Origin of the sequence: Bacillus sp. 17RED48, from assembly GCF_019837545.1 — a bacterium.
Taxonomy (GTDB): domain Bacteria; phylum Bacillota; class Bacilli; order Bacillales; family Bacillaceae_G; genus Bacillus_A; species Bacillus_A wiedmannii.
Genome location: NZ_JADAXG010000007.1, coordinates 11,614 through 27,954, shown reverse-complemented (window position 1 = coordinate 27,954; position 16,341 = coordinate 11,614). Strand labels below are relative to the sequence as shown.

The 16,341-nt window shown below is 35.4% G+C and carries 18 protein-coding genes and 3 pseudogenes; 4 read left to right on the top strand and 17 right to left on the bottom strand.

What is annotated here, in order from left to right:
• Window positions 1-307 precede the first annotated feature (307 nt).
• Entirely contained in the window at window positions 308-523 is a 216-nt protein-coding gene (locus tag ILT06_RS23220) for a hypothetical protein (protein WP_142315109.1), read from the bottom strand.
• Between the two features lie 144 nt (window positions 524-667).
• Here ILT06_RS23220 and ILT06_RS23215 point away from each other — a divergent pair, with 144 nt between their 5' ends.
• Window positions 668-997: a hypothetical protein gene (locus ILT06_RS23215; RefSeq protein WP_064475291.1), complete on the top strand. Its 330-nt coding sequence runs from the start codon at window positions 668-670 to the stop codon at window positions 995-997.
• Window positions 998-1,104: 107 nt separating this feature from the next.
• Here ILT06_RS23215 and ILT06_RS32685 read toward each other — a convergent pair.
• The 4 genes and pseudogenes from ILT06_RS32685 to ILT06_RS23205 all read right to left on the bottom strand — a co-directional run.
• Window positions 1,105-1,384 (bottom strand): annotated as a pseudogene (locus ILT06_RS32685) (N-acetylmuramoyl-L-alanine amidase); the annotation flags it as partial.
• 1 nt (window position 1,385) lies between these two features.
• A pseudogene (locus ILT06_RS32680) lies at window positions 1,386-1,554 on the bottom strand (terminase large subunit); the annotation flags it as partial.
• Between the two features lie 57 nt (window positions 1,555-1,611).
• The gene (locus ILT06_RS23210) at window positions 1,612-1,992 is read right to left on the bottom strand and encodes a hypothetical protein (RefSeq protein ID WP_064475290.1); all 381 of its coding nucleotides are present in this window, start codon (window positions 1,990-1,992) and stop codon (window positions 1,612-1,614) included.
• 166 nt (window positions 1,993-2,158) lie between these two features.
• The gene (locus tag ILT06_RS23205) at window positions 2,159-2,329 is read right to left on the bottom strand and encodes a hypothetical protein (RefSeq protein ID WP_000284253.1); all 171 of its coding nucleotides are present in this window, start codon (window positions 2,327-2,329) and stop codon (window positions 2,159-2,161) included.
• A 328-nt stretch (window positions 2,330-2,657) separates the two neighbouring features.
• Here ILT06_RS23205 and ILT06_RS23200 point away from each other — a divergent pair, with 328 nt between their 5' ends.
• Window positions 2,658-3,026 carry an FtsB family cell division protein gene (locus ILT06_RS23200; protein ID WP_064475289.1) on the top strand — a complete coding sequence of 123 codons (369 nt, stop codon included), beginning with the start codon at window positions 2,658-2,660 and terminating at the stop codon, window positions 3,024-3,026.
• A 197-nt stretch (window positions 3,027-3,223) separates the two neighbouring features.
• Window positions 3,224-3,280: pseudogene (locus ILT06_RS33160) on the top strand (exosporium leader peptide-containing protein); the annotation flags it as partial.
• Between the two features lie 239 nt (window positions 3,281-3,519).
• Here ILT06_RS33160 and ILT06_RS32670 read toward each other — a convergent pair.
• Window positions 3,520-3,735, bottom strand: a complete 216-nt coding sequence (locus ILT06_RS32670) for a hypothetical protein (RefSeq protein WP_000237380.1) — start codon at window positions 3,733-3,735, stop codon at window positions 3,520-3,522.
• Window positions 3,736-4,051: 316 nt separating this feature from the next.
• Between ILT06_RS32670 and ILT06_RS23190 the strand changes: the two genes are divergently transcribed.
• Window positions 4,052-4,249 carry a hypothetical protein gene (locus ILT06_RS23190; RefSeq protein ID WP_000358738.1) on the top strand — a complete coding sequence of 66 codons (198 nt, stop codon included), beginning with the start codon at window positions 4,052-4,054 and terminating at the stop codon, window positions 4,247-4,249.
• Between the two features lie 443 nt (window positions 4,250-4,692).
• Here the strand turns inward: ILT06_RS23190 and ILT06_RS23185 are convergent, their stop codons facing one another.
• The 11 genes from ILT06_RS23185 to ILT06_RS23135 all read right to left on the bottom strand — a co-directional run bounded on the left by ILT06_RS23185 (window position 4,693) and on the right by ILT06_RS23135 (window position 16,302).
• Window positions 4,693-6,633, bottom strand: a complete 1,941-nt coding sequence (locus tag ILT06_RS23185; protein ID WP_222655577.1) for an AMP-binding protein — start codon at window positions 6,631-6,633, stop codon at window positions 4,693-4,695.
• 49 nt (window positions 6,634-6,682) lie between these two features.
• Window positions 6,683-8,224, bottom strand: a complete 1,542-nt coding sequence (locus tag ILT06_RS23180) for an acyl-CoA carboxylase subunit beta (protein WP_064475286.1) — start codon at window positions 8,222-8,224, stop codon at window positions 6,683-6,685.
• Window positions 8,225-8,226: 2 nt separating this feature from the next.
• Entirely contained in the window at window positions 8,227-9,015 is a 789-nt protein-coding gene (locus tag ILT06_RS23175) for an enoyl-CoA hydratase (protein ID WP_048546966.1), read from the bottom strand.
• Window positions 9,016-9,019: 4 nt separating this feature from the next.
• Window positions 9,020-9,931 (bottom strand): hydroxymethylglutaryl-CoA lyase, encoded by a 912-nt coding sequence (gene mvaB, locus ILT06_RS23170; protein WP_000775428.1) that lies wholly within the window; start codon window positions 9,929-9,931, stop codon window positions 9,020-9,022.
• A 21-nt stretch (window positions 9,932-9,952) separates the two neighbouring features.
• Entirely contained in the window at window positions 9,953-10,168 is a 216-nt protein-coding gene (locus tag ILT06_RS23165; protein WP_001987345.1) for an acetyl-CoA carboxylase biotin carboxyl carrier protein subunit, read from the bottom strand.
• Window positions 10,169-10,194: 26 nt separating this feature from the next.
• Entirely contained in the window at window positions 10,195-11,532 is a 1,338-nt protein-coding gene (locus ILT06_RS23160) for an acetyl-CoA carboxylase biotin carboxylase subunit (protein ID WP_000486754.1), read from the bottom strand.
• 15 nt (window positions 11,533-11,547) lie between these two features.
• Window positions 11,548-12,693, bottom strand: a complete 1,146-nt coding sequence (locus tag ILT06_RS23155; protein ID WP_000397276.1) for an acyl-CoA dehydrogenase — start codon at window positions 12,691-12,693, stop codon at window positions 11,548-11,550.
• 216 nt (window positions 12,694-12,909) lie between these two features.
• Window positions 12,910-13,878, bottom strand: a complete 969-nt coding sequence (locus ILT06_RS23150; RefSeq protein WP_064475285.1) for a YbgA family protein — start codon at window positions 13,876-13,878, stop codon at window positions 12,910-12,912.
• A 4-nt stretch (window positions 13,879-13,882) separates the two neighbouring features.
• Window positions 13,883-14,536 (bottom strand): TetR/AcrR family transcriptional regulator, encoded by a 654-nt coding sequence (locus ILT06_RS23145; RefSeq protein ID WP_064475284.1) that lies wholly within the window; start codon window positions 14,534-14,536, stop codon window positions 13,883-13,885.
• Between the two features lie 24 nt (window positions 14,537-14,560).
• Window positions 14,561-15,580, bottom strand: coding sequence for an ABC transporter permease (locus ILT06_RS23140; protein ID WP_064475283.1), 1,020 nt, complete (start codon window positions 15,578-15,580; stop codon window positions 14,561-14,563).
• A complete protein-coding gene (locus ILT06_RS23135) occupies window positions 15,577-16,302 on the bottom strand; it encodes an ABC transporter ATP-binding protein (RefSeq protein WP_064475282.1) in 726 nt (241 codons plus the stop codon). Before ILT06_RS23135 ends, ILT06_RS23140 begins: the two co-directional genes overlap by 4 nt.
• Window positions 16,303-16,341: the final 39 nt, after the last annotated feature.

The following is a 16,341-nucleotide window of genomic DNA, read 5'->3' as shown; positions in this document are numbered from 1 at the left end:
TTAAAAGTGTACGAGACAAAAGCATAGAAACAAAAAAACAAACACTTGTACTAAACTTTTATATATATATATTAAAGACGAATATACTACTGTATGAATACTCAATTCAAATACTCCAAATATGTAGCATTATTAGTATAAACGTGCTTTCAACGACAATAACATTCTTTTCTTTATTAATAACAAAACGGACCTCTAACAATTAAAGGCCTGTTTAATGATTGGACTTGGATTTAATTCTGCTGAATTTAAAATTTAGACAACCTCTTTCTCAAACGAACCTGTTTTTTTTAATAAGCCGGCTCCTTTAAGAGGGACCAGCTTTTCCTATTACTTCACATATACATAGGCTTTGTTTGCAGTAATATAGTATGTTTTGCCTTTGCTGTTGTGAAATATACATTAAAAAAAGCGTACTCCAAAATAAGATATTATTTAAAATCAGAACGTTTTCTTCAACAAGTGTTTGTTGATTAATATCATAACCAGCAGTTCTCTCCACTACCTTTTGAAAATTAAGCATAGTTTGTATGAATTCTATATTTAGTAGAAAGCACTCTATCATATAAAGGTAAAATAATAGGTTAATAAACAAGCCATTTTTTTACTAAAACATAGAATAATATGAACCCTAATTGAAGGGAGGTATAAAAAATGTCCTGGAAAAATGATTGCTGGAGTTCTAAGAAAAAGCATTGTTGTGATGACTGGTGGAAATCTAAAGAACAGCACCATTGTGATGATGATTGGCGTTCTAAAGAAAAGCATTGCAATGATGATTGGTGGAAATCTAAAGAACAACACCATTGTGATGATGATTGGCGTTCTAAACGAAATAAGTGTCGCTGTAAATGTTTCTTTATTTGTTGTCATTGTAAAAGAAAACATTGGTAATATATTAAATGTCAAATTAAAGGAAAGAATATGTCTTTTGGGACCGATAAATACTAGAATATATAAAAAGCTGACTAAATATAGTCAGCTTTTTATATATTAACACGTAGAGATTTAAACTGGCATCTATAATTACTAGTTGAGTGGAGTATTGAAAAATAAGCTGACTCTTATAAATCGACTCTTTAATTACTTCACATACAAATAAGCTTATTTACAGCAGTATGTTTTTCCTTTGCTATTGTGCACCTTGTATTGTAGTGTTCCTTTAACACTTACTTTTGCATCAATAACAAACTCTAATCATACATTAACAGAACCAGCAACGTCTTTATCCTGCCAAGTTGGTGAATCATAGAAACATAAATTATTTCTTTTAGAAACACCACGTTTTCCTCCAATAGATGAATCTACTGTACTTTTTTATCGAACTTCACATAAAAGAATCGTATTTAATCTATTGCTCTTCGCCAAGATTCAACCAGCCGTCTATGAGTTTTAAAAATGTACGCACCATTTTGTCTAACTAAAAGACCACATACACCAAAATCCCGAATACTCGCAAATTCTAATGCTCCTATAAATTTTTGAGCATGTAAATTAGGGAATGGACGATTTGTAAGCAAGAATTTCTGACCATTTCGCAATGCAACATTCTAAAATTAGTATTATAATGGAATTTTCTCATATTTTATTAACTTCCTTATTAGAAAAAGATTATTTTATATAGATTACTATAAGCATCCATAAAGCCAAGACGCCAATGATAGCGAGCGCTATACGTGTAGATAGTACCCTTACTTCAAAGTCTGTTTTCTTGGAAGGTTCAGGATATACAATTATGTAGATTCCCTTTAATAATGCAAGCCATGCAATAAACGTTAGGAACCCCTGCCAGTTGAATACCCATACATTATGTAGGATTACACTACCTAACCCTAGGAAAATCGATAGAAAACCATACATAATACCAAATCCTCTGTCTTCAACCACTAATTTTTTCAATTCACGTAGTACCGATGGTCGTACGAAAAGTATTCCCGATACAATAACCGTTACCCATCCCCAAAACAATCCTAAAAAAGTACTAGTTTCCATTATTAGTTCACTCCCCTCAATTATTTATATTTCAGATATTCCCCCCTTTAGAACAATTCCAACATCTTTATATATAGGCTAAATTCTGCTCTTTTTTAATACAAGTATGGCATATTCTATGCCCATCCTTAATCACCTTATTTCTCTACGAAATGAAATTTTCACATCATTCTTCGTCATCATCTATCCGAATCAACCAAAGTCGCTTTGTACTATTACCGCACACTTTTTCATAGCTTGGAACTAACATGCACCGAAGCCAATATAATGATTTATTCGCCTTTTCACTAACCTCAAAAATTGTCCCCTCTGTAATAAAATGATCACCTTGATACAATGTATACTCGCTTGTCCCATGGCATCATCATTATTCCCCTCCCTATTAAAATAGCGTTTTTGTTTCAAATGATGCTCTCATTAATTCGGATGAATTTACCAGTGTTTTTACCAAAAAATTCATGATATCATTAATTAGTCGAGTACTTCATTATTTGACGATTTCCCTTAGGAGCCCGCGGACAATCGGGAGTTCTTTTATTTAAATAAAAATTTTGTTTAAACTTTACAAAACTCACCTATATTAAAATATCTTCTAAAATCCTTATTGAACATTTATAATACTTTTAAATAGTTTAAATTCTACAATCAGTAATGGAGGCCTTTTAATGGGAAACATCCCAAAAGTATCATCCCAACAATCAAATCCTAATATACCCTCACAGCAAGTGAACCCTAACACCCAACAAGGTAGTAATAAAAAAACAAGACGCCGTATTATAACTATTTTGGTTTTAATATTACCTATAATTTTTGTCCTTCAATATTCTCTTAATAACCAACAAGAAATGATTAAAGAAAAACAAATCACGCTTAATACGGAGCAACAAAAATTATCTTCTTTAAAGAAGGATGGTCATTCCCTTAAAAATGATGTTAAAACTTTAACAGATAGTGAAGAAGAAATTTTAAAATTCGCAAGGAAACTGTATGGATTTTCCAAACCGAATGAAACTATTTTTCAAATAACTGAATAAAATTACACTGCATTACCCAAAAGGCGATTTGAAAATACTCGCCTTTTTATATTTAATTTCTAAAGGAATCGTACTAATCTCTCTTTCTATCAAATAAAAATTTTGTTTAATTTATTAAAATACAACCGCTTGTCCATTTCACTTTGCTCTATCATTACATTTACTATTAGTAATACGATTTTTAGAGGTGATAAATAATGGACGAGTTTTTATCTTTTGCTGCACTTAATCCGGGTTCTATTGGACCTACACTTCCACCTGTTCAACCCTTTCAATTCCCTACTGGTCCCACCGGTTCTACAGGAGCTACGGGTTCAACCGGACCAACCGGACCAACTGGATCAACTGGATCAACTGGATCAACTGGACCAACTGGACCAACTGGACCAACTGGATTTAATCTTCCTGCTGGGCCTGCATCTATTACTTTGACTTCTAACGAAACCACGACATGTGTATCCACTCAAGGAAATAATACTTTATTTTTTTCGGGTCAAGTATTAGTAAACGGTAGTCCTACTCCAGGAGTAGTGGTCAGTTTTTCATTTAGTAATCCTTCTCTTGCTTTCATGGTTCCTCTTGCTGTCATTACAAATGCTTCAGGTAACTTTACCGCTGTATTTCTAGCCGCTAATGGGCCTGGAACAGTAACCGTTACTGCTTCACTTCTTGATTCTCCTGGAACAATGGCTAGCGTCACTATTACCATTGTGAATTGTCCGTAATGGTTTTATCTTTAAGTACTAAGCAATTTCTGATAAGATGAGCACTGATTTACAGTGCTCATCTTATCATTGGGATGTTCCTTTCAAATGAAATTTCGAAACACCCTACTAAAATAAAGCTTTTATTAAGAACTAATGATCTTTATATTTCTTAAACTTGTCATCACAAGTGATTTTTATAATTAGTTAAATTCTCAATATAGTTTATGTATATAATTCCATTCAAAGATACATAATACCCACGTAACTATTTAAAAACACTTCGTTTTTATATCTAAATTCAAAAAGGAGCTACATAACATGGATAAAAAAAATCTATTAAGTCAACAACTTGATTATGTGTCATCGGATGCGCTGAATACCCCTAGTAAAGCCCAAGAGCAAATGCAAGAAACATCTCAGGAGGCACATGATTCAAACAAAAAGGACAGTACTCAAGCTTTACATGGCGACGATTTACCAATCTCAGATGTATATAGAACAACGAACAAGCAGTAAATTTAAAAGGGAAAAATCTTAAGAACGAGTGAACTTAATTCTTTTCCCTTTTCCTATTTAATTAACACTTTTATATGGAACCCGTACACATTTTTGACACATCCACTATCACAATCTCCTGAAAATTCGTGATAATATTAATTTGTCGAATGCGCCAAATTTTGACATTGAACGACAATGATATCTCCTTTATTGAATCCCTGTCCCCCAGGGATTTCTCCTTTTATTCATTACTTTTTTCTTCACTAAATTTTCATTCTTAACAAAATTCAATTACTCCATTGGATAGATATGCAACAGTATCCTATTTTGATAAAAACTAAAAACAAACAGACATACTTAACACTAATAGTAGATTTTTTAACTTCAAATTTACTTTTTCTCTCTTATCTTTTTGTAAACATTAAAAATGAGCTCTATTTACATAGAGCTCATTCGTAATTTTATAGTTTACTAGACTGTAACCCCTGAATAAATGGAACTACTTCAGGATTTACAAGTGATGATAAATCCCCTAATTCTTTTCCTAAGTAAGCAGCTTTAATGACGCGTCGCATTACTTTAGAATTACGTGTTTTTGGTAAATCTTCTACAACGTGAATATCTTTTGGACACAATGCTTTTCCGATATGAGAGTTTACTAAACTCATTAATTCTTTCTTTAACTCTCCTGTGAATGTTACATTGTCCCTTAATACTACAAAACAATGACAAACTTCACCTTTTACATCATCAGGTACACCAATCGCGGCAGCTTCTATGACATCATTATGCTTAACAAGAATAGATTCATATTCTGCAGGTCCAATACGTTTTCCAGCAATGTTTAACGTATCATCTGAGCGTCCTGTAATAATATATTGCTCACCATCATAAATCACCCAGTCACCATGAACCCATTTATTTTCAAAACGTGACCAATACGTGTTCACATAACGCTCATCGTCTTCCCAGAAACTTTTCGTCATACCAACCCAAGGTTTCTCTAAACATAATTCTCCAACTTCATCACGAATTGGATTGCCTTGATCATTGAGCACAACCGCTGCCATTCCTGGTAAAGATGCGTTAAAACTAATCGGTGCAATCGGTTTAATAAGGACGTTTCCGAAAATCCCACCAGAAATTTCAGTTCCGCCTGAATAGTTACAAATTGGTACATTATTTTTTCCAACTGTTTCAAATAGCCACATCCAAGGATCTGGATTCCAAGGTTCACCTGTTGATGCGAATACTTCTAAACTCTTGAGCGAATGTTTATTTACATACTCATCACCCTTTGCCATTAACGCACGAATTAATGTTGGTGATATACCGAGATGTGTAATTTCATATTTATCAACGGTCTCCCATAAACGATCTGCTTCTGGGAAATCTGGAACACCTTCGTACATAACCATCGTTGCTCCATTAATGAGAGAGCCGAATAGTAAAAACGGTCCCATCATCCAGCCCATATCAGTTACCCATAATACGCGGTCACCTTGTTTGATGTTCATTCCAAATCCTGCATCACATGCAGATTTCAAAGGGAAACCAGCATGTGTATGTACTGTTCCTTTCGGTTTCCCAGTTGTACCTGATGTATAAATGAGCATTAACGGATCATCACTATTCATCTCTTCAGCATGTGTAAATGGTTTTTCTTTTTCTAGTGCACTCCATGGGAAATCATAATTATGTGGTGTAAAATCATTTCCTGCATGACGAACAATAACAATTTTTTCAACAGTTGGACAATGTTCGCAAGCTTTATCTACTTCGTCTTTTAATGAAACAACTTTACCTCGGCGTGAAAAACCATCTGCAGTAATGATCATTTTTGATCCTGCCGCTTGTACACGAGTCATGACTGCATCAGACGCAAATCCTGAGAATATTGGTGAAATAATTGCTCCGATTTTCATAACAGCTAACATTGCAACAACTGTTTCTGGAATCATCGGCATATAAATTGTTACACGGTCACCTTTTTCAATACCCGCATGTTTCAAACCGTTTGCAACGCGACTTACCCAGTTGTCAAGATCTTCATATGTAAATGATTTTGAAGTTCCATTTTCTCCCTCGTACTGTAGTGCTGGTTGCGTTCTTGTTTCATCATCTGCAAGCCAGCGTGATAAAACTGATTCTACAACGTTACATGTTCCGCCATTATACCACTGTGCAAACGGTGTACCATTTTCTAAATCTAGCACTTCTGTATAAGGCTTCATCCATTGGTAACCAACCGCTTTCTCAGCTTCTCCCCAAAACCAATCTGTTTCTTCAATAGATTTATTATAAAACGTTTCATAATCTTCATAGCCCAATGATTTCATCCAACCATATAAACGCGTTTTTTCTTTATACTCTTCTGTTGGAAACCAAACTGCTTGTTTCAATGTTTTCCCCTCCTTGACTTTTTGAGCAAGAAAGCCCTAAATAGGGCTTTTAAACTGGATAAACAGGATGTTTACGATCTGTAAATACTTGATATTTACTCATATACATTTCGAATCGTCCTTTTAACTCTTCTCTTAAATTGTTTGGATGAACAATACCATCAATGACCATCTCTGATGCCAAATGGTAAATATCAATATCTTTCTTATACTCTTCGCGTTTTTCAGCAATGAAGCTATTACGCTCTTCTTCTGGTAAAGCTGCAATCTTATTTGCATATACAGCATTGACTGCCGCTTCTGGACCCATTACTGCAATAGAAGCTGTCGGTAATGCTAGGCAGCAATCTGGTTCAAAGGCTGGACCTGCCATTGCATATAAACCAGCACCGTATGCTTTACGAACAACGATAGAAATTTTCGGTACAGTTGCTTCACTCATTGCAGAAATCATCTTTGCACCATGACGAATAATACCAGCACGCTCTACTTTTGTACCAATCATAAATCCAGGTACATCTGCAAGGAATAACAACGGAATATGATATGCATCACATAAATTAATAAACTTCGCTGCTTTATCCGCTGAATCGTGGAATAATACGCCGCCTTTCATACGCGGTTGATTTGCAATAATACCAACTGGCTTACCATCAATACGTGCCAAGCCTGTAATTAGTTCTTGAGCAAATAATTTTTTCACTTCATAGAAAGAACCTTCATCAATAACTCTATTAATGAGATCTTTCATATTGAAAGGAGCATTTTGATTTTCTGGAATGATTTGTTCTAACGTTTTTTCGAATTGTTTCGGTTCTTGAGGTGTAACCAATGGAGTCTTCTCTAAGTAGTTGTTTGGAAAATATGAAATGTATTGTCTTGCTTGTGTAATCGCATCTTCTTCTGTTTTACACAAAACATCTCCGCATCCTGATACAGAGCAATGCATACGAGCTCCGCCCATCTCCTCTAAAGTTACCTTCTCGCCGATAACCATCTCCGCCATACGAGGAGAACCTAAGTACATAGATGCATTTCCTTCTACCATCATAACAATGTCACAAAAAGCTGGAATATATGCGCCACCAGCTGCCGAAGGTCCAAATAATAAGCATACTTGAGGAACTTTACCTGATAATTTCACTTGATTGTAGAAGATTCTTCCTGCACCGCGGCGCCCTGGGAACATTTCTACTTGATCTGTAATACGCGCTCCAGCAGAGTCAACTAAATAAAATAACGGAACACGTAATTTTTCTGCCGTTTCTTGAATACGTAAAATCTTTTCAACTGTACGTGCACCCCATGATCCAGCCTTTACGGTTGAATCATTTGCCATTACGCATGCAGTACGACCATGTATTTTACCCGTTGCCGTTATAACACCATCAGCAGGTAATCCTGTTTGTTCACAATTTGCAAATAATGCATCTTCTACATATTCACCATTATCAAATAAAAGAGCTAAGCGATCTCGAACGAATAGTTTTCCTTTTTCTTTGTTTTGTTCGTGATACTTTGGTGCGCCGCCTTGTTTAATCGTTTCAACTCTTTCTTCAAATGTATTCGATTGTTGTTTTTGGTCTAACATATTTACTCCCCCTTATACATTGGTGTGCGTTTTTCCTTGAATGCTTGTAATCCTTCTAATCTATCTTTCGTATGGATTACACCTTCATACGCTTGTTTTTCCATTTGTAATCCGGTATGTAAATCAACTTGAATACCGTTTGAAATTGCTTCTTTTGCTAATCGAACAGCAATAGGACCATTACTAGCAATTTTCTCTGCTATTTCAATCGCTTTCTCTTCAAGTAAATGAGCTGGTACAACAAATTCTACTAAACCATATTCTTTTGCTTCTTGCGCTGAAATACGTCTGCCTGTATAAATTAATTCTTTCGCCCTACCAACACCAATTAATCTTGGTAAACGCTGCGTACCACCTGCTCCTGGTATAATTGCAAGTGTAGTTTCAGTAAGTCCAAGACTTGCAGATTCAGCCGCAATTCTAAAATCACAAGCTAAACTTAATTCCGTACCGCCACCAAGGGCGATTCCGTTTATAGCAGCAATAACTGGCTGTGGTAATTGTTCAACCATCTCCATAGTAGTGCGAATCATACTAACAGCATGGCGAACTTGTTCCTCATTCATACCAGCACGTTCCTTTAAATCAGCACCAGCACAAAACGCTTTTTCACCAGCACCTGTTAAAATAACTACACGAGTATTGGACTCTTCACTTATTTGAGTTAATATGTTTTGTAACTCTTCTAATAACGCTAAAGATAATGAGTTTGCTTGTCTCTCACGATATAACGAAATCTTTACAACGTGAGGTGTTACATAATTAACTGAAATGTTTTGTAGTTGTAGCATCTTCTCACCTACTTATCGTTTTATGTTGAAGCGCTCTATACACATGACTCGGTAATTGAATATTTAATTTACTTTGAATAAATTGACTTGCTCTCAATAACTTTTCTTCATCAATATTCGTCTGGACTCCTAACTTATGGAGCATATGAACTAAGTCATCGGTTGCAACATTGCCTGATGCTCCTGGTGCATATGGACAGCCCCCAAGACCACCACAAGAACTATCAAATGTTGTAATACCATATTCTAATGACTTAACTACATTGGCCAGAGCCATTCCATACGTATTATGGAAGTGCATTGCAAACTGCGAAGCATCATATTTCTTCAATAAATGTTCTAAAACTTGCTCTACTTGTAACGGATTCGCTACACCAATCGTGTCACCAAGAGATACTTCATAAATGCCGTATGAAAATAGTTGATTACATAATTCGTCAACTGCTGTGGCACTTATATCTCCTTCATAAGGACAGCCAAATACAGTAGAAACATAGCCTCTTACCTTTTTCCCTTCGAATAATGCCTGTTTTGTTATATCTTCAATTACAACTAATGCTTCTTTAATTGATTTATTAATATTACTTTTATTATGAGATTCACTTGCTGATAAAAAAACATTCACCTCATCTACATTTTGCAAAAAAGCTCGTTCCAAACCATTTTGATTTGGAACAAGCGCTGCATAAGTAACATTGGGATCCCTTTTCAGCTCAGAAAACACATCATTTGCATCTGCTAATGCAGGGACCCATTTAGGGTGAACGAATGAGGAAACTTCAACATACGATAATCCCGCCTCTGTAAGTAGTTGAATCCATTTTACTTTATCTTTTGTGCCAACAATCTTTTTTTCATTTTGTAAGCCATCACGTGGCCCGACTTCTTTAATGACAGCAAAATTAGGTAGTTTCAATTCGCTTCCCCCTATATCTCCCTATTCAATCTCTAGTAATACATCTCCTTCATTTACAAAATCGCCTTCTTGCACATTAATTTTCATAACTGTGCCAGCTTCTTCTGAAATGATTGGAATTTCCATTTTCATAGATTCCAAAATGACGACATCCTGCTCTTCCTCTACTGTATCTCCTACTCCTACAACAATCTTCCATACATTTCCTGCCATCGATGCATAAACCTTCGTCATCATTTTTTCCCCCTTAATATTGTTAAATCTTATTTTTTAACAAGTTGTTTCGTTACAAAACCCGTTGTATAAATACCACTTTTAAACACATCGTCTTCCAATACTTGAAGTAGCATTGGCGTGTTTGTTTTAATACCTTCTACTTTTAATTCTTCTAAAGCATCATGTAATTTTGAAATTGCTTCTTCACGAGTTTCACCATGAGCAATGACTTTCGCAATCATTGGATCGTAGAAAGGTGTAATCGTGACTTGATTCTCCAAAAAGTGATCAATACGTACATTTGATGGAAGCGTTAAATCTGTAATTTTCCCAGGTGATGGGAAGAAAGTTTTCGGATCCTCTGCATAAATACGTGCCTCAATGGCATGACCACTACGTTTTACATCATCTTGTGTAAATGATAGTTTCTCACCGTATGCAATTAAAAGTTGTTGTTCTACAAGATCTAAACCAGTAATTTCTTCTGTAACTGGATGCTCTACTTGTAATCTCGTATTCATCTCTAAGAAATAAAAGTTCTTCTGATCATCTACAAGAAACTCAACTGTACCTGCATTTGTATAGCCTAGAGCTTTAGCAGCTTGTACAGCAACTTCTCCCATCGCCTTTCGCGTACCTTCATCTAAAAATGGTGAAGGTGCTTCTTCAATTACTTTCTGATTTCGGCGCTGCACGGAACATTCACGCTCCCATAAATACACTGTGTTACCATGTGTATCTGCTAAAAGCTGAATTTCAATATGATGTGCATCTGCAATATAGCGCTCTAAATACATTTCTCCGTTACCGAAGAAGTTTTGTGCTCTTGTTTTGTTACTTTCAAATGCTTTGGTGAGCGTTTGCTCAGTTTCCATCAACTGCATTCCAATGCCTCCGCCGCCTGCGGATGCCTTCAGCATTAATGGATAACCAATTTGTTTTGCAATTTCAATTGCTTCTTCGGCAGTTTCAATATTTGTAGTAATACCTGGAACTACTGGGACATCTGCAGCTTGCATTGCAATACGAGATTCGATTTTGCTTCCCATCTTCGTAATAATTTCTTCAGATGGACCGATAAATACAATTCCTTCTTCTCTACAGCGAACCGGAAAGGATGGATTCTCTGATAATAATCCATATCCCGGATGGATTGCTTCAGCATTTGTCTTCTTAGCTATTTCAATAATTTTTTCAAGGTTTAAATAGCTTTCTTGGACACGCGGTCCACCTACTAAGTAAGCTTCATTTGCCATTTTTACATGTAGGGCATTTTCATCAGCCTCAGAATAAATAGCAACAGTGCGAATGCCAAGTTTTTGACAAGTTTTCATAATACGAACTGCGATTTCCCCGCGATTAGCAATTAATATTTTTTGAAACATAGTGATTCCTCCTTTTTATCTACATCCTAAATGTCTTGCAATTACGAGACGTTGAATTTCAGAAGTTCCTTCACCAATTTCTAATAGTTTTGCATCACGAATATGTCGTTCCACTTCATATTCACGCATATAGCCGTATCCACCATGAATTTGTACCGCTTGATTTGCAATACGACTAGCCGCCTCAGATGCAAATAACTTTGCCATAGCCGCTTCTTTACCGAAAGGTTTATCATTATCTTTTAACCAAGCCGCTTTATGTACTAAATTACGTGCAAGTTCTACTTCAGTCGCCATATCAGCTAATTTAAATTGAATCGCTTGGAAATTAGAGATTGACTTTCCAAATTGTTGACGTTCTTTCGCATATTGCAGCGCACGTTCAAATGCAGATTGTGCAATACCTACTGCTAATGCTGCGATTGAAATACGTCCTCCATCAAGTGTATATAAGAATTGTTTAAATCCTTTATTTACATCACCAAGAATATTTTCTTTCGGTACACGTACACCATCAAGTACGATTTCACATGTATTAGAAGCACGAACACCCATCTTATCGTAAGGACTTGAGATCGTTAATCCTTCACTTGTAGTCGGTACGATAAATGCCGAAATACGTTTTCTACCATTATCTTCAACACCATTGATAGCGGTTACAATAATTGTATTTGCATACTCTGCATTTGTAATCCAACACTTTTCACCACTAATAACATATTCATCTCCATCTAACACAGCTTTCGTTTGTGTGCCGCCTGCATCAGATCCAGCGTTCGGCTCAGTTAATCCGAAAGCACCTAATGTTTTACCTGACGCCATTGGAACTAAATATTTCTGTTTTTGTTCTTCTGTACCGAAATAATAAATTGGAGAAGCACCTAATGAAATTGTTGCAGCGTAACTTAATCCTGTCCCACCACAAGCACGACCAATTTCTTCAACTGCTAATGCGTACGATACAGTATCGCCACCTGAACCTCCATACTCTTCAGGGAATGGGATACCTAATAATCCTAGTTCGCCCATTTTTTGAAATGTTTCATATGGAAACTCCGCAGTTTTGTCATAATACACAGCTTTCGGTGCGATTTCCTTTTCAGCAAAGTCACGTACCATTTCTTTAATCATTTGTTTTTCGCGAGTTAGAGTAAATTCCATTCCGCTACACACCCCTTATCGAATATTGAGTTTCGACAGCGTGCGAGTTTCTACTACAAACATTGCTTCTTAAAAGACACGAATATTAGTTAGATAATTTCTATAATTCTGTCATAACTTAATTTTAAAACAGATTCTGTACCAATGCACAAAAAAATTCCTACATTGTTCTACAACAACATAGGAAGTTTTGTGTCGAATTATGTAATTTATTGTTTAATAATCTCTACCTTTTCCCGAATCCGAAATTTCTACTAAAGCTTCAGGGTATGGTTCAAAATATGTTTGTCTTAATAAATACTTATCGTCAAATCGAATGGCCCATGATTTTAAAATTGTAAGTAAGCTACTAAGCGGGACTTTCTTTTCTATATACTTTTGTATCAAATCTAAAAAATGATCTTTTTCTTGTTTTTTCAACTTTGTTTTAAAATATCCAAAAATATGCTCACATACATTTACATTCGATGTATAGCGGGGGGTGCGCATAAATAATTCATATAAAGTCTTCTCATACTTATCAAATACAACTTCAATCGTTTCATTTTTTTGATTTGCAATAATACGCCCTAATTCTTTTTGTTTCACTTGATTATATGCCATAAATAAATACTTATAGTCTGATTGAAATGATACGAGTTCTTTTATGTTTTTAGTATGTTTAATCATTTTGTAATGCGCGATTGTAAACAGTCTTGTAAAGAAATGTTCTCTAATAATAAAATTCGACAATCTACCCTCTTCTTCAATTGGAAGATGCGAAAATTTTTTTATTACTGCTCCGCCAAATAAGCCAGATCCCTTTCCTTTTACTGGCGCTTTTTCAAAACCAGAATAAATTTTCACATCGCGCGTACCACAACTTGGCGAACGATTCTTTAAAATAAAACCATCCACATCGGATATCGTTTGTAAAAAGTCATTTGAAAATTGCTCCATTTTTTCAGTTACATCTTCTCGTGTCGACGGTTGCACAAGTCTATTTACGCCATTTTCTTCTACCATTCGTATCGTTTCGCGAGGTACTCCTAAACCAATTTCTACTTCTGGACAAACCGGGATAAATGTAACAAATGGTTGCAAATTTCGTATTGTTACATCTGGAATCATCTCTGCATTATAACGACAGGCATCAAATTCTAAACATTTACTTACAATAATTTTCGGTTTAGCAAATTGGCGCATCACATTACCTCCGTGGTGTTAATCCGTACAATATAAATTGAATCGTATTTTCAATTTCCACTTCATCATCCCATTTTTCTTCAGGCAATAATAAAAACCTTGTTAATAGTAAACCTAATACAGCTGATAAAGTAAGACGTAATACAGAAGATGGCGGTATTTCAATAATCTCCCCTTCCTCTTGAAACTTTACAATTAACTTTTTAAAATGTGAAAGTAATTCTGTTTCTACTAAATGTTGTATTTCATTTTTTAATTCTGGCTGAAATGGCACTTCTTGAATTAATATTTTTATCATTGGAAAATGCTTTTTTGCAAATTCAAATCTATTATGAATAACAACTCTTAGAAGCCCTTCATATGATTCATACTCGGATTTAAATATTTCCTTTGCGAAGGCTTGTACGAAAAATGGCGCAGCAAACTTCGTTAATGTCGGCATGACGACCGCTAACAATAAATCTTTTTTCGTTTTATAGTAGCGGAAGATTGTTCCTTCCGCTACACCAGCACGCTTTGCAATTTCACTTGTAGAAGTTGATGCATATCCTTTTTCTCCAAACATATCAACAGCTGCCTCTAAAATACGCATTTGACGTTCATTTCGTTTATCCGTATTAGTTGCGGCAATTAATTCATCCAGCCAATCCTTCTTCATCTACAATGCCCCTTTGTATCATCATTATATTTTCCGATGTTTCTTTAATGCAAATACATTCCCTATTGCAAATAATAGAGAAAAAAGTAGTAATACAGTAAGATCTAATGCGATCTCTGTAAATCCTTGATTTCGAATCATCACTTGTCTCATTGCGTCAGCTCCATATGTGAGTGGAAATAATTTCCCTAACATTTGTAGCCACTTATTCATAGATTCGATTGGAAACAACCCAGAAAAGAAAATTTGTGGCACAATGACAAGCGGTATGAACTGGATCATTTGAAATTCATTATTTGCGTATGCTGATAAAAACGTCCCTAAAGTTAATGCCGTTAAAGAAAGCATGCATGTAATAAGTAGCGTTAGCCATATGGAGCCAGCTACATACAAGTCTAAAATATAAACTGAAAAATTCACGATTATAATTGATTGTATAAATGCAAAGATTCCAAAACCAATAATATATCCTACAACTATTTCCCATCTTCTCACTGGAGTGGACAATAACCTCTCTAATGTACCACTTAAACGTTCTCTAACAAAGGAAACTCCAGACAATATAAATACAAAGAAAAATGTAAAGAAACCAATCAATACGGGACCAAGCCCATCAAACATTGTAAAGTCTTTAGAGCCATGTAAGTAATTTACTTCAGGCTTCATAACTGATACATCATTCTTTTCTGAACTCTTTTGTAAAACTTGAAGTACAGCACGATTTTTTGATGAATCACTTCCTTCTAATAAAAGATTCATTTTCCCATTCTCTAAATAAATTACTGCATCTACCTTTTGCAGTTCTAACTCTGAAATTGCTGTCTCTTTGCCGTATTCATAAATTGAGGCTTCTTGAGTTTTCATTGTTTTTACAATAGGAGCAGGCACATCAACTACAGCGATATGCGGTACATAGTCTTTTTGTGTAAACACTAGAGACAATAACCAAAGTAATAATATGGGTGCCCCAAACATCATCGCTAACGAACGTTTATCTCGAAAAAATTGGCGAATAATACGAATGATTACACCAGTAACTCTCATGATAGGGCCACCTCTTCCAACAAAAAGACATCTTCAATCCGTCCTGATGATACCCGTTTTTTCAATTCTTCAGGTATTCCAGTCGCAACTAGCTTTCCTTCTCTAATCAACCCTAGACGCTCACAAAACTCAGCTTCATCCATAATGTGCGTCGTTACAATAATAGTTGTGCCTTTCTTTTTCAAATCATAAAATTTTTCCCAGATTGTTTTTCTAAGAAGTGGATCTATCCCCACTGTTGGCTCATCTAAAATTAATATTTCAGGTTCATGAAGGAGTGCTATCGCTAATGATAAACGCTTCTTCATCCCACCTGAAAAATGCTGCACTTGCTGTCTTATATGTTGTGATAATTGTACAAGGTCAAAAACCTCTTCGATTCTTTCTTTTTTATGTTTTCCCTTTAATCCATACATCGTTGCAATAAAATCTGCATTTTCATATGCTGATAGCTCTTCGTATAATGCATCAGCCTGAGCCATATAACCAATTCTTTTCATTTCATTTAAATTAGGCATGTTCGTGTTGTAAACAAGCACTTCACCTTCTGTTGCCTCATTAATACCTGCAATCAATTTAATAAGAGTCGTTTTCCCTGAACCTGAAGGCCCAACTAAACCAAATATCTCTGCTTTTTCAACTTGCAATGAAAGATTGTGTATTACTTCTTTTTTTCCAAAACTTTTTGATACAGTCCGTAAAATAATGGCAGGTTGCTGCACGTATTCTTCCTCCTTTTCAAAAATGAGTGAGTACTCACT